The organism is Thermomonospora catenispora (genome assembly GCF_006363815.1).
GTDB lineage: Bacteria > Actinomycetota > Actinomycetes > Streptosporangiales > Streptosporangiaceae > Thermomonospora > Thermomonospora catenispora.
Genome location: NZ_RRYT01000005.1, coordinates 159,079 through 172,552 on the forward strand (window position 1 = coordinate 159,079; position 13,474 = coordinate 172,552).

A 13,474-nucleotide genomic window follows, 5' to 3' on the forward strand; every position below is an offset into this window, starting at 1 on the left:
ATGACGACGCGGTGCTGGCCGACCCCCAGCGCTACGTCCACCAGATGCCAGGGGGTGGCCAGCGACACCGAGTTCGCGGCCCGCCTGACCTGGTCGAACGCATGTCCTCCGGCGAGCGCGTAGGCGACCCCGGCGACGGCCGCCGCGGCGCCCGTCAGCGCCGCGAGCGGCGCGAGACGCCGCCGCAGCAGCATGCGCAGCGCCGGCCCGCCGCCCGCCAGCGCCGCCGGGAACTTGATCGCCCCCGCCGCGCCCAGGCACGCCCCGGCCGCCGCCGCCCGCAGCACCGGCCGGGAGGCGCCCGCCGCGACGGCGAGCATCCCCACCGCCGCGCAGATCGCCAGCGCGTCGTTGTGCGCCCCCGACACCAGCTGGAACAGCAGCAGCGGGTTGCACGTCCACAGCAGCGCCGCCCGCATCCGCCCCTCCGGCGTCCGGCACGCCCGATGCAGCACCAGACCCGTCAGCACGAACGCCAGCGCGTTCGTCACCGACAGCGCGAACACCGTCAACGCCACCGACTCGCCCCCCACCCAGGAGGCGAACGCCTGCTGCGCGGTGGCGATCGGCCCGTACACGGACGGCGCGCCGCGCCACTCCTGCACCGCGTCGGCGATCGGATCCCCCGGCATGTCGACCGCCCGCGTGGCGTACGGGTCGTGCCCGGTGACGACCATCCGCCCGTAGGCCGCGTAGTTGAGATGGTCCGCCGACCCGACCGGCGGCATCATCGCGAACGCCGCCGCCGCCAGCGCCCCGGCGGCCGCCAGCCCTCCGGCAGGGCACCGCCAGCCCCGCCGCACCGCCGCGAAGCACGCCGCCAGCCCCGCCGTGCCGAGCACGATCCCCGCGGCGGTCAGCCCGATCACCAGATACGGGGAGGCCCCCGCGTCCAGCGAGAAGGGGACGCCTCCGCCGCCCAGGGCGGGCTGCATCACCGAAGGCCCGAGCAGGGCCACCAGCAGGAAGCACACCAGGCTCCCCGCGCCGAGTCCCAGTCCCAGCCGGCCCCACCGGGTCCTCCCGGTCCCGCCGGCGGCCTCGGCGCCGCGCCCGTCCGATGCCGCGGCGCGTCCTCGCGGGCCGGCGCCGCGCCGTCCCTCGCCTGTGGCGGGCGACGCCGCCGGCCGCCCCGGGACGGCGCCGGCCGCCGCGTCCGGTGCGGCCGCGGACCGCTCGCCGGCGAGACCGTCGGGGGGCATGGAGGGATCCGGAGACCGGGCGGTCACCTGCGGGTGCGGGGCAGGCGAGCGGCGATGGCGGGCTCCCGGACGGCCAGGGCGCGGGCCACGTCGCGGAACTGGCGGGCGCGGTGCAGCTGAGAACGCCAGTCGGTGCCGGTGGCGCGGTGGGCGAGGGGGACCTCGACCTCCTTGACCCGGAAACCGCCGCGGATCAGGTCGATGGTGAGGCCGGTCTCCACCCCGAAACCCGGCGCCAGCGGCAGCCCCGCCTCGAACGCGGCCCGGGTCAGGCAGCGCTGACCGTTCAGCGGCTGGGTCGCCTCCCAGCCGGTGGCGCGGCGGATCCCGTCCCGCGACAGCCGGACCACGAACCCATGGCCGCCGAGCTTGACCGTGGTGGTGAACACGGCGATCGTCATGTCCGCCTCGCCGCGCCGCACCGGCTCGATCAGCGGAGCGGCGGCGGACGCCGTCTCCCCCAGATCGGCGTCCAGGAACAGCAGATGGCGGGGCGCCTGGCGGTCCTCTTCCTCCTCCAGCAGCCGGACGGCCTCCGCCCCGGTCTCCATCGCCGCGCCCTTGCCCCGGTTGCGGCCGTGCCGGACCACGCGGGCGCCGGCCTGCGCGGCGAGCCGGCCGGTGTCGTCGACCGACCCGTCGTCCACCACCACGACCAGGTCGACCCCGGGCAGCTCCCAGACCGCCTTGACGGTGGCGGTGATCCGCTCACTCTCGTCCTTGGCCGGGATGATCACCGCGACATCGCCGTCGGAACGCTGCTGTGGCTGCATGCAGCCGATCGTAGTGGCAGGTCAGACGACCGGAGCGGAGCTTTGCGGAGTGGAGGGCGGCTGAGCTGCCGGGGGTCGGGGGTTTGGGGGTCGGCCCCCAGGGGTGGTGGGTCAGGCGACCGGAGCGGAGCTTTGCGGAGTGGAGGGCGGCGGAGCTGCCGGGGGTCGGGGGTTTGGGGGTCGGCCCCCAGGGGTGGTGGGTCAGGCGACCGGAGCGGAGCTTTGCGGAGTGGAGGGCGGTCGACCCCTCGCAGGGGGGTCGGGCCGGTCTCGGAGGGGGACCGGTCGGATGGGCGCGGTGGATCCGGGCGGAGCGGGGCGTCGGTCCGCCGTGCGGGTTCGGGCGGGGAGGGGCGGCGGGGTCAGCGGGTGTCGAAGGCGGGGACCGCGTCGAGCACGGTGAACACCGTGTCCAGGCCGGTGACCTGGAGGATGCGCCGCACGGTGGAGGTCGGCGCGGCCAAGGCGAGGGAACCGCCCTGGTCGGCCAGTCGCTGGTGCGCGGCGAGCAGGACGTTGACCCCGGTCGAGTCGCAGAACTCGACGCCGCCCAGGTCGACCACCACCCGCTCGGCGCGGTCGCGGATCAGCGCCGCCAGCTCCTGTTGCAGCCGTGGCGCGGTGTACAGGTCGAGCTCGCCGGTCACGGTGACGACGGCGTGCCCGGCCCGATGCGTGGTCGAGACGTTCAGCTCCACGCTCGGCACACTATCCCCCCTCCAGGCCCGGGGGCCAGGGTCCGCGACGAGGATGGCGAGGCATTGAGCCTGCGTTGGGTTTCCGTTCGGATTCGCCCCGGTTCTGCTCCGGCGGGCATGGCGGGAATTTTGCGACAGATCCCTTCTTTGCGCAGGTCAAGGACCGGTGAACTGCGGAGTTTCACTCTCGTGCGGCGGCCGGGTACGGAATGCTGTCCACGTGTATCCACGGACCGGCCACATGGAGGAAGATCCCCGCCGGGTGCGGCTCCGCGAACGGCTGGAGACCATCCGCGCACGGTCGGAGAAGTCCAGCCCGTGGCACGCCGCCGGGCGCTACCTGACCCCGCTGATCAACCGGGAGGGCGTGGTGCCGATCTCGGCCCGGCTGTCCCGTGCGGATCTGGTGTTCTTGACCGGCGCCCGAGACGAGGTGATCGCGTTCGCGGATCTGGCGTTGCGGCTGGTCGAGCTGCATCAGCCGCGGGACGCCGGAGGGATCTCCAGCGACCCCGGCTTCCCGATCCTGCGGTGCCGGGCGTGCATGTGGCGGTGGCCGTGCCCGACGTTTCAGATCATCGACGAGGCCGTGGGCGGCTGACCCGCCGGCCGGGACGGACGTCGACGGCGCCCCGGACCGGCACCGGCGCGCCGCTCGGCCCGTCGTACGTCTCGACGAGACGAGGAACGGTCGACGAGGCGGAGGACGGACGCGGGCGCCGGTGCGATCGGACGCGGCCGCCCGCGCGCGAGGACGAGGGGCGGAGATGGATCTGACGGCCGCGCTGCGGCAGGCCCGGTCGACGGAGGAGCGGTATGAGTTCATCCGCCGCTATGTGACCGAGTGGCTGGGCGTCCCGCTGCAGGACTGGTACGGCTACACCGAGCGGGAGCTGTGCAAGGCCGAGGAGCTGCTGGGCGTCCGGCTGCCTCCGGCCGTTCGGGACTTCTACCTGATGCTGGGGCGGCGCAGGGAGCTGACCGGCAACCAGGACCAGGTGGTGCCGCCGGGCTGGGAGGACGAGTCCGCGCAGGTCCTGGTCTTCCGCGTCGAGAACCAGCACTGCGCCGAGTGGGGGATCCCGGCCCATCTGCTGCATCTGGCGGATCCGCCGGTGTGGTACTGGGCGAACGGGGCGCCCGGCGAACCGGAACCGTGGCGGCCGTTCCTGGAGTCCTTCTCGCTCGCCGCGGTGGAGATCGTGCTCAGCGAGAGCCTGTTCGCCGACCACGGGCTCTGCGACAACCGGGAGTGGGACGAGGACGCCGGGCGGGCCCTGCGGGAGAGGTACGAGCGGCTGCCGATCCCCGCCTATCCGGCGTGGTGGGCGACGTCGGACGAACCGCCGATCCGCTGGTATGCGGGACCGGACGTGATCCTCCGGGAGGACGCCGAGCAGTGGGTGTGGGTGCGCGCCCGCACGGCCCGGGCGTTGCGGTCGGCGCGGGAGGCGCTGCTCGGGGAGTGGAACCTGGACCGCTGACGCCCGCCGACCGGAAGGACCCGCACCGGTCCCCGGCCCGCATGAGCCCTCCGGTCCCCGCGGACCCCGGCTCCCATGACCCGGTCCGCACAAGCCCCGGTCCGCACGGCCCTGCCCCGGTCCGGGGCGAGGGGCAGGGGGATGTGGCCGGCGGAGGAGCGTGACGGGACGGTGGAATCGGGTTAGGTTGCGCGCATGGCCACCACGGCGCGGGCGGCCGAACGCCCGACACCGGCCGCCTTTGCCCGGCGGCCGGTGCTGATGGTGGCCGGGGCCGCGGGCCTGCTGCTGGCGGTCTTCAGCGGCCGGTACGGCTACCACCGGGACGAGCTGTACTTCCGGGTGGCCGGGCGGCACCCGGACTGGGGGTATCCCGATCAGCCGCCGCTGGTGCCGCTGCTGGCGCGGGGGATCACCGAGGTCTTCGGGGACTCGCTGGTGCTGCTGCGGCTGCCGTCCGCGCTGGCGGTGGCCGCCGGGGTGGTCGTCGCCGCGTTGACGGCCCGGGAGCTGGGCGGCGGCAGGCGGGCGCAGCTCATGACGGCCGGGGCGTTCGCGGTGTGCCCGTTCTTCCTGGCCGTCGGGCATCTGCTGTCCACGGCGACGTTCGACCTGCTGTCGTCGGCGGTGCTGGTCTGGCTGGCGGTCCGCTGGGTGCGCACCCGTGACCAGCGGCTGCTGCTGGTGATCGGGGCGGTGGCGGGGCTGGCGTCGAACGTCAAGTACCTGGCGGGGTTCCTGCTGGGGGCGCTGGTCTGCGGGCTGCTGGCGGTCGGGCCGCGGGACTTCCTGCGGCGGCCGATGACGTACGCGGGGGCGGCCGTGGCGGTGGCCGCGATGCTCCCCGGGCTGCTGTGGCAGGCCCGGCACGGGTGGCCGCAGCTGGAGATGTCGGAGCGGATCGCCGCGGAGGGGGACTTCGGCGGCCGGGTCGGGTTCCTGCCGTTCCAGCTGATCCTCACCGGCGTGGTGCTGTCTTGGCTGTGGCTGTATGGGCTGTGGCGTCTGTTCCGTTCTCCGGAGCTCGCGCCGTTCCGTTTCCTCGGCTGCGCCTATCTGCTGTCGTGCGGGGTCTTCCTGCTGACCGCCGGGAAGCCGTACTACCTGGCGGGACTGTGGCCGGCGCTGTGGGCGGCGGGCGCGGTGGAGGTGGAGCGCCGTTCGGCGCCGCGCGGCTGGGCCTGGGCGGTCTCCCCGCCCGCCTATGCGATCACCGCCGTGGTCGCGGCGGCCCTCACGCTGCCGGTGTATTCGGTGTCCGTGCTGGCCGACACCCCGCAGCCGGCGATCAACGCCGACGCGGCCGAGACGGTGGGCTGGCCGCGGCTGGTCGCCGAGGCGGCCAGGGTCCACCGGTCGTTGCCGCCCGCCGAACGCGCCCGGGCGGTCGTGTTCACGGTGAACTACGGCCAGGCGGGGGCGCTCGACCGGTACGGCCCCCGGTTCGGGCTGCCCCGGCCCTACAGCGGCCACAACGGCTACTGGCATTTCGGGCGCCCGCCGGAGACGGGCGGCCCGGTCATCGTCGTCGGCGGGGAGGCGCCGCTGCTGCGGCGCCATTGGTCGGAGGTGACGATGGCGGGGCGCGTCGACAACGGAGTGGGGCTCGACAACGACGAGCAGGGGACCCCCGTGTGGATCTGCCGCGGGCAGCGGGAACCGTGGGCCGTGCTGTGGCCGCGTCTCAAGCACCTCGACTGAGCCCCTCGGTCCCGGACCTCCCGGGCCGGTGCGCGTCCGCCGGCGGACACCGGGGCGGCGGGGCGGCCGCTTCGCCGCCCGGCGTCGACGGTCCTGGGGCGGCGCCGGGTCAGCCGGGGGCGGGATCGCCGGTGAGCGGGCGGCGGATGTAGTACTCGGTGCCGAGGAGACGGACCCGCTGCTCCTCGGAGAGCCCGCTGAGCATGGCCGGGCCGGCGCCGCGTTCGGCCTCGGACTCATGGGCCTGGAGCGCCCGCCACTTGCGGCCGGTCCACGGGCGCACGTCGACCGTGAGGGCGACCATCTCGTCGGGGACGCCGGGCAGCGCCCGGTCCGGCTCGGGCGGTGCGCCGAGCAGCTCCTCCCACAACGTCCGGACGACGGAGAGCGGGAACGTGACCAGGTGCAGTTCCCGCACCCGCCAGGGATCCCCGGCCTCGGGGTGGAGCCGGGGATGGGCGGCGGCCTCCACGGCGGCCAGGGTGACCCGGTGAGCGTGGATGTGATCGGGATGCCCGTAGCCGCCGTAGGCGTCATAGGTGATCACGGTGTCGGGCCGGAAGTCGCGGATGTGCGCCACCAGCCGTCCCACCGACTCCTCCAGGGGAGCGTCCACGAACCTCGACGGCCCCGACTCGGGCACCTCGGCGTCGGCGTAGCCCAGCAGGCGGGGCCGGCCGGCGCCGAGGATCTCCAGCGAGCGGGCCAGCTCCGCCGCCCGCCGGGTGCCCTCGGTCCACGTGCAGGTGACCACCGCGGTGCGGATCCCCTCGTCGGCGGCGCGGGCGAGCACCCCGCCCGTCCAGATCGCCTCGTCGTCGGGGTGCGCGTGCACGCACATCAGTCCCATCGGCGCCTCCTCCGCCGGGCCGGACGGCCATGATGGCAGGTCGGGCGGCGGGGCGGGCGGGCGAATGCGCGAACGGGAACGCATGAACGGAACAACGCACCGGCCGAACACGGCGACGTCTACGGCACTCCCAGATACACAGACGATCACATCACGCCACGGGGGCTTCCCATGAATCGGCGGCCTCTCGCACGATGTGGTGCGCCGGGCCCATGGGCGACCTGTGGGCGTGCTCCGTGACCGGTGACGGGCTGGGAGGAAGGGACATGCGCAGACCGGCCGCGTTCGCTCTCGTCGCAACCTTTCTGGCGGCCCTCGTGACCGCGCCGGCGGCTCATGCCGCGGACGACTCTACGACCCCGGTGGACCTCGGCTGCACTCGCAAGGGACAGGCCAGGGTCGAGGTCGATGCCAGCTGGATGGGACACGAGAACCTCTATGTGAGGGTGCGGCTGCAGGCGTGGGGGTTCGATCCGGCGGTGCTGGCCCAGCCGGACGGGAAGACGTTCGTTCTGGAGAAGGGGGTGTCGGCGAATCTGCGCCTGTCGGCGGTGCTGCAGGGGGAGGGAGGCTCCTCCTATGCGTATGACTTCACCGTCTTTCTGCAGGGCAGATCCGGCGGCGAGCTCGCCAAGGGCGGCGGGCGGGCGGAGCTGATGGGCTCGACGACCGTCTACGGCGACGACTGGGATCCCAAGTTGGGCCGGTACCACGTGCTCCTCAAGTCTCCCGCGGTGTCCCTTCCTCCTGTCGGCGAGTGCAGCCCTTCGCCGGGGAACGCCAAGGTCGACGAATTCTCCATCTGGAACCACGAGGCCCTCATCAGCCCGCTGGACAGAGTGGCGGCGATCACGATCGTGGCGGCGGCCGGGGTGACCGTCGTCTCGATGGTCGGCACGGTCGTCGCCCTCGTGATGAGGCGTCGTCGCGGCCGCCGGGGGACGCCGCCGTCCGGCCTCCCGCCCGAGGAGCCCACCGCGCCGCCGGGATCCCCCACCCGGCCCGCGGCCCGGTGAGGCCCTCGACGCCCGCCGCCGGCGGCCGCGCCTTCGGGCTCGCGTCGGGCGGCGGGAGCGATGCCCGGGCGGCCGCCGCACCGGGGCACGGCCGTCACCGGACGCCGACGTCCGGCGTATCGGCTCAGGGCTCCGGTGCGTCGCGTCTCCGCCCGGGGCGCCCGCCTCGGAGCCGAGACGACGAGGGGGACGAGGGGGTCGTGCGGCTCCGGCAGGGGCGCCCCGGCATCCACGGCCCGTGGGCGGCGTCCGGCGTCGCGGGGCTCTCCGGCGGTTCGGCGGATCGCGCCGTGAGGGCGGGTCTCAGGAGATGAAGGGCGCGGCGTGGCCGATGCCGACGGTCAGCCCGCAGAGCGCGACCAGAAGGACCACGAACGAGAAACAGCCAGGCCGGCCGACGGGCTGATGGTCCAGCGCGCCCGACCCGAACCCGAACGAAGGGGCGTAGTAGAGGGTCGCGGGCTGCCCGTTCGTGGTGTCCACGGTCGTGGAGGCCCGGCTCCACCTGGAGTTGCTGCGCGCGTACCCGTACCAGACCTCCACGGGCCATACGCCCGGGGGCATGTCGATGCGGTTGGGGCCGGGCTGCAGCTCCACCACATGGCCGCCGATCGACGCCATGAGCTTGGGCGGGCCCAGGAAGCTGCCGCCGCTCGTCGGGTACTTGGCGTCGATCATGATCGGGACGGTCCCGTGTCCGTGGGGTGGGTACACCCGGCCTCCTGTTCGCTCTGGGTCGACTTCGCGTCCGTTCAGACGTTCGGAGCCGCTCGTCGGCTCCGCGGGCGGGGCCGGCTTTCCCGGTGCACGGCCGGGGGCTCATGCCCCCGGTGACGGCCCGGGATCCGGCCGCGACCCGGAGGGCTCGTCCGCGGCGTTCCCGGCCGCCCGGCCGGGCGGGGCGCCGAGGGCTTCCAGGACGGTGCGCGCCGCTTCGCGGACATGGGGGGCGTCGTCGTCGCGGGCCAGGTCGGTGAGGACGCCGACCGCACCGTCGCGGGCGTTCGGCGGAAGATCCCCATGGGTCCGCACGCAGCGGAGGAGGCCGTACAGGGCCTGGTGGCGGACCGCGGGGACCGGGTCGTTCAGATGCGCCAGGAAGTAGTCGACGTCGTGGGGCTCCAGCAGCGAGAGCGCCGCGGCGCGGACCTGGTGGCTCGTCGTCGTGGCCGTCAGCCGCCGCAGCCGGGGAAGCGCCTCGGGATAGTGGGCGAGCGCGTTCCTGGCGAACCAGACCAGGGCCGGGTCGCCGGTCAGACGGTCGAGGAGCACCTCGGTGATCATGCGGCGTTCCCGGCGTGGCCGCCGCCGGTCGCCCAGGAGCGCCATGCCGTCCATCGCGCCGTACCGCACGGTCAGGTCGGGGTCGTGAGCGAGGGCCGCCAGGGTGGCGGCGGCGTGCCGGTCGCCCAGCCGGGCCAGGGTCCGGGCGGCGGCCGCCCGGACGGAGGGGACGTTCCGCCACCGGGTGAGGGCGGACCTGATCCGTTCCACGGCGCCGGGCGCGTCGATGTCGGCCAGCGCGTGCATGGCCCATGCGGCCACGTCCGGATGGTCGAGCCAGCGCACCGCCGTCGGAGCGAGACGGTGTTCCCCGCGGCGGCCCAGAACGCTCAGCAGGGCCTGCGCGACCTGCGGTGCGCGTTCGGCCTCCAGCGCCGTCACCAGGGCGTCGGTGGTCTGCGACGCCGGGTCGTGATGCAGGGCGCACACCGCCGCGAGCCGTACGTCGGGGGATCGGGACCGCAGGCCTGTGAGCAGGCATCGGCGGGCCTCGGCCGTGGGCGGGGCGGGCAGCATCCGCAGCGCCGCGGCCCGGGCCCGGTCAGGACCGTGCCATGCCGTGCGCAGCACCGCGGCCGACACGGTGTCGTCGTCGGGCATCAGAGCGCTGACCAGTGCGTGCGCATGTCCCCGGACCTGGGGGTGGGGATCGTCGAGCAGCCGCAGCAGCGCGTCGGCGTCGCCGGGGACGCCCAGGCGGCGCAGCCCGGTGACCGCGTTCAGCCGCACGTGCCATTCCTCGTCGGTCAGCAGCCTCGCGAACGCTTCGACGACCTGAGGGCCGGTCAGGGCCAGCCGGTTGACGGCGCGCGTTGCCTGACGGCGCACCTGGGGGGCGTCGTCCGTCGTCAGCGTGATCAGCACGTGATCCGTTCCGGGGGCGCCGAGGCGGCCCAGTCCGATCGCCGCGGCGGTGCGCACGGCCGGGTCGGGGTCGCGGGCCGCCTCGGTGAGCGGTGCGGCGTGTTCGGGGCCTCCGAGCCGCCCGAGCCCTTTCGCCGCCGCCGCGCGCCGTTTCGGATCGGTCGCCTGCGACAGTTCCCGCACAAAGAAAGCGATCTGGTGTCCGGTTCCCATGCGCGCCGCCCCCTTCGAAGGATGGGACGCTCGGACGGCACGCCTGGTGCGCGCCAGGGCGTCGGCCGTTTCCGGCCAGGGGTGCTTTCGCCCCCCCTGGAAAGGGGTTTTCAGGGTCCCCTCAGGGGGATCTCATCCTGCAGAGGGATGCGACGCGGTAATCGGATGCATACGGTGAACCCATGGGTGCAACGGTTCTGAAGGTCGCGGGGATCGTGTTGGCGCTGTGGCTGGTGCTGGCGGTCCTCGGTGCGATCCTGTCGATGCTGAAGTTCTTTTTCACGGTCGGTCTGGTGGCGGTCGTGGTGATGCTGGTCGTCACGCTGGTCGCCAAGGCGGGGGCGCGAACCTGACCGGCGCTTGCTCAGGGGCTTGTGGGAAGTGTCCGCTTATCGCAGGATGTAGGTCACCGTCACGCCGGGTGAAAGGGGCCTCCACCCATGCAGCCTCTGAGCGATGTTCTGCGGGAGCGCGCCCGCGCCGTTCCGGACAAGATCGCCTTCTTCTATGGTGATCGAGAGATCACGTATCGTGAGTTCGATGAGCGGGTGGACCGGGTGGCCTCCGCTCTGCATGCCGCAGGCGTCGTTCCGGGCGACCGCGTGGCCATTTTGGACAAGAATTCAATTGAATACGTAGAGCTGCTGTTCGGGGCCGCCCGGATCGGCGCGGTGCAGGTCCCGGTCAACTACCGGCTGGCACCGGCAGAGGTCGCCTACATCGTCAACAACGCCCGCGCCAAGGTGTTCGTCGTCGGGCCCGAGTTCGTCCCGGTGCTGGACGCGATCGCCGGCGACCTGGAGCACACCACCCACCTGGCGGTGATCGACGGTGAGGGCACCGCCGAGCCCCGGCTGGACTACGCCGACTGGGTCGCCGCGCACGATCCCGCCCCGCCCGCCCACCGGGGCGCGACCTCGGACGTGTTCGTCCAGCTGTACTCCTCGGGCACCACCGGGCGGCCCAAGGGGGTGATGCTCACCCACGACAACTTCTTGTCGATCCTGCCCAAGAGCCGAGAGCTGTGGGAGATCGACGAGAGCACCCGCATGATGATCGCGATGCCGATGTACCACATCGCCGGGAACGCGCTGAGCGTGGCGGTGATCTTCGACGGCATCACCGGCGTGATCAGCCGGGAGCCGGATCCGGTCGGCATCGCCCGCGAGATCGAGCGTCGCCGGGTCACCCACATCTTCCTCGTCCCGGTGCTGCTGCTGTTCTGGCAGAGCATCCCCGAGGTCGCCGAGTGCGACCTCTCCAGCCTCCAGATGCTGCTGTACGGGGCGTCCCCGATCAGCCAGGAGGTGCTGCGCGGCGCCATGAAGCTGCTGCCCGGCACCAAGTTCATGCAGGTGTACGGGCTGACCGAGACCACCGGCGCGGTCACCGCGCTGCCTCCCGAGGACCACGACCCCGACGGTCCCAACGCGCACCGCCTGGCCAGCGCGGGCGTCCCCAACGAGGGCACCGAGCTGAAGATCGTCGACCCGGCGACCGGCGAGGAGCTGCCCACCGGCCGGGTCGGCGAGATCCTGGTGAAGTCCCCGCAGAACATGATCGGCTACTGGGACCTGCCCGAGGCCACCGAGGCGGCCCTGCTGGACGACGGCTGGTTCCGCACCGGCGACGCCGGCTACCTGGACTCCGACGGCTACCTCTACATCCACGACCGGGTCAAGGACATGATCATCTCCGGTGGGGAGAACATCTACCCCGCCGAGGTCGAGAACGTCCTGATGAGCCACCCCAAGGTGGCCGACTGCGCCGTCATCGGCGTCCCGCACGACAAGTGGGGCGAGACCCCCAAGGCCGTGGTGGTCGCCTCCGGCGAGGTCACCGAGCAGGAGATCATCGACTACTGCCGGGACCGCCTGGCCCACTTCAAGTGCCCCACCTCCGTCGACTTCGTCGACGCCATCCCCCGCAACCCCACCGGCAAGGTCCTCAAGCGCGAGCTCCGCGCCCCCTACTGGGAGGGCAAGGAGCGCGCCGTTCACTGACCCCCAGGGGTCCGGCCGCCGGGCTCGTGCGGTGCGGCGGCCGGACCCGTGCGGCTCCGTGCGGCGTTCCGCGGCCGCCGGGGTGAGCCGGCGACGAGGCGCTCGTCGCCGGCCGCCATGCCGCAGACGATGTCTCGACGTTGCGCGGGCACGCGGATCCCGCGACGGTGCGGTGGTCGATGAGGAACGAGGGATGGAGCATCACCTGGCGGATCGGCCGGGTGCGCTGGGCGATCGCCTGGATGGTCCTGACACTGACCGTGGGCGGGACGTTCCTGGTGCTGGGAACCGTCGAGGCGTGGGCGGGCCTGCGGGTCGAGCGGGGCGAGGGCGTCAAGGGCCGGTTCGTCGCATCGGACTGGCACTGCCCGAGGATCTGCCACTGGCGGGGGCAGTGGATCCCCGACGACGGCACGCCCGAGCGTTCCGCCGAGTTGTTCGGCTACGGCGAGGACGACCTGACGCCCGGACAGACGGTGCCCGCCATCGATCCCGGCGGGGTGGGGCCGTCCGTTCATCCGCCCGGCAGATATGCCCGTTGGGGCGGGGTGGTGCCCACGCTCCTGTTCGGCTCGTTCCTCACGTGCGGCGGCCTGTACGGGCTGTGGACGCGGTGCCGTGAGCTGAGGTCCTTGCGCCGGGACCGCCGCCTGATCGAGGCGGACGACCGCTCACCCGATCCCCCGGCGGCCGTCCCCGATCCCCCACCGGCCGTCCCGGAGGAGACACCCGTCCGGGACGGGCGCCCGCGTCGGCGGTCGGGCGTCCGGTGGACGCATGCCGCCGGCGCGGTCACGGCCGGGATCCTGCTCACCGCCGTGAGGGCACGGCGGAGCCGGCGCGGTGCGGGCGAGTGATCGAGCGGTCCCCGCCCCGAAGGGCGGTCGGCGCGGCGGGCGTGGCGGGTGGAGCGGCAGGGCATGGGCGGCGATCGGCCGGATGACGGCCGTCGGCGCGGCCGGTCAGCCGCTGAGCGCGTTCGCCACCGTCAGGCTGTCCTCGTAGATGCGGTACCGGCTGATCAGCCCGTTCTCCACGGTCAGGTGCACCGCGAACGGCGACTCGTACGCACGTCCCGTGGCCTTGACCACCTGGACGATCCGCCCCAGAACCACCGCGTCCGCCCCGTCCACCACGATCCGGTCCACCGTGGTGCCGTTCCGCTCCCGCACATGGGCCGCGTCCAGCGAACGGAAGTGATCGGCGACGTCGGCCCGCGTGCGGCGGGGCCGGATCCAGGGCACCGCCGGATGCCCCTCGTCCGGCCAGCTCAGGCCCCAGTCGACCGGCTCGGCGAACATCTCCGCGATGCGTTCTGCATCTCCTGCGCCGATCCGGGCCAGCAGTTCCGCGACGGTCTCTTCGGTGCTCATGCCCCCAAGCCTC

General features: G+C 73.6%; 13 protein-coding genes and 1 pseudogene. 7 read left to right on the forward strand and 7 right to left on the reverse strand.

What is annotated here, in order from left to right; genetic code table 11:
* Positions 1–221 precede the first annotated feature (221 nt).
* The 3 genes and pseudogenes from mptB to EIO00_RS06530 all read right to left on the reverse strand — a co-directional run.
* A pseudogene (gene mptB / locus EIO00_RS25985) lies at positions 222–1,202 on the reverse strand (polyprenol phosphomannose-dependent alpha 1,6 mannosyltransferase MptB); the annotation flags it as partial.
* Between the two features lie 23 nt (positions 1,203–1,225).
* Entirely contained in the window at positions 1,226–1,975 is a 750-nt protein-coding gene (locus tag EIO00_RS06525) for a glycosyltransferase family 2 protein (RefSeq protein WP_140176157.1), read from the reverse strand.
* Between the two features lie 362 nt (positions 1,976–2,337).
* The gene (locus EIO00_RS06530; RefSeq protein ID WP_140176159.1) at positions 2,338–2,673 is read right to left on the reverse strand and encodes an STAS domain-containing protein; all 336 of its coding nucleotides are present in this window, start codon (positions 2,671–2,673) and stop codon (positions 2,338–2,340) included.
* A gap of 241 nt (positions 2,674–2,914) precedes the next feature.
* On the opposite strand from EIO00_RS06530, the gene EIO00_RS06535 reads away from it, so the two are divergent.
* From EIO00_RS06535 to EIO00_RS06545, 3 genes are all read left to right on the forward strand, one after another.
* Positions 2,915–3,274: a hypothetical protein gene (locus tag EIO00_RS06535; protein WP_140176161.1), complete on the forward strand. Its 360-nt coding sequence runs from the start codon at positions 2,915–2,917 to the stop codon at positions 3,272–3,274.
* Positions 3,275–3,440: 166 nt separating this feature from the next.
* Entirely contained in the window at positions 3,441–4,157 is a 717-nt protein-coding gene (locus tag EIO00_RS06540) for an SMI1/KNR4 family protein (protein WP_140176163.1), read from the forward strand.
* 195 nt (positions 4,158–4,352) lie between these two features.
* Entirely contained in the window at positions 4,353–5,858 is a 1,506-nt protein-coding gene (locus tag EIO00_RS06545) for a glycosyltransferase family 39 protein (protein WP_206664058.1), read from the forward strand.
* A gap of 109 nt (positions 5,859–5,967) precedes the next feature.
* Here the strand turns inward: EIO00_RS06545 and EIO00_RS06550 are convergent, their stop codons facing one another.
* Entirely contained in the window at positions 5,968–6,708 is a 741-nt protein-coding gene (locus EIO00_RS06550) for a PIG-L family deacetylase (protein WP_140176165.1), read from the reverse strand.
* 419 nt (positions 6,709–7,127) lie between these two features.
* Here EIO00_RS06550 and EIO00_RS06555 point away from each other — a divergent pair, with 419 nt between their 5' ends.
* Positions 7,128–7,724, forward strand: a complete 597-nt coding sequence (locus EIO00_RS06555; protein WP_140176167.1) for a hypothetical protein — start codon at positions 7,128–7,130, stop codon at positions 7,722–7,724.
* A gap of 303 nt (positions 7,725–8,027) precedes the next feature.
* On the opposite strand, the gene EIO00_RS06560 is transcribed toward EIO00_RS06555, so the two are convergent.
* Both EIO00_RS06560 and EIO00_RS06565 read right to left on the reverse strand, forming a co-directional pair.
* Positions 8,028–8,402 (reverse strand): hypothetical protein, encoded by a 375-nt coding sequence (locus tag EIO00_RS06560; RefSeq protein WP_140176169.1) that lies wholly within the window; start codon positions 8,400–8,402, stop codon positions 8,028–8,030.
* 141 nt (positions 8,403–8,543) lie between these two features.
* Positions 8,544–10,085 carry a HEAT repeat domain-containing protein gene (locus tag EIO00_RS06565; protein ID WP_140176171.1) on the reverse strand — a complete coding sequence of 514 codons (1,542 nt, stop codon included), beginning with the start codon at positions 10,083–10,085 and terminating at the stop codon, positions 8,544–8,546.
* A gap of 182 nt (positions 10,086–10,267) precedes the next feature.
* Between EIO00_RS06565 and EIO00_RS24475 the strand changes: the two genes are divergently transcribed.
* The 3 genes from EIO00_RS24475 (at position 10,268) to EIO00_RS06575 (ending at position 12,945) form a co-directional block, all read left to right on the forward strand.
* Positions 10,268–10,438 carry a hypothetical protein gene (locus EIO00_RS24475; RefSeq protein ID WP_175596143.1) on the forward strand — a complete coding sequence of 57 codons (171 nt, stop codon included), beginning with the start codon at positions 10,268–10,270 and terminating at the stop codon, positions 10,436–10,438.
* A gap of 87 nt (positions 10,439–10,525) precedes the next feature.
* The gene (locus EIO00_RS06570) at positions 10,526–12,088 is read left to right on the forward strand and encodes a long-chain-fatty-acid--CoA ligase (RefSeq protein WP_140176173.1); all 1,563 of its coding nucleotides are present in this window, start codon (positions 10,526–10,528) and stop codon (positions 12,086–12,088) included.
* 179 nt (positions 12,089–12,267) lie between these two features.
* The gene (locus EIO00_RS06575) at positions 12,268–12,945 is read left to right on the forward strand and encodes a hypothetical protein (RefSeq protein ID WP_140176174.1); all 678 of its coding nucleotides are present in this window, start codon (positions 12,268–12,270) and stop codon (positions 12,943–12,945) included.
* A 105-nt stretch (positions 12,946–13,050) separates the two neighbouring features.
* Here EIO00_RS06575 and EIO00_RS06580 read toward each other — a convergent pair whose 3' ends face one another.
* Positions 13,051–13,461 (reverse strand): nuclear transport factor 2 family protein, encoded by a 411-nt coding sequence (locus EIO00_RS06580; RefSeq protein ID WP_140176176.1) that lies wholly within the window; start codon positions 13,459–13,461, stop codon positions 13,051–13,053.
* Between the last annotated feature and the right edge of the window lie 13 nt (positions 13,462–13,474).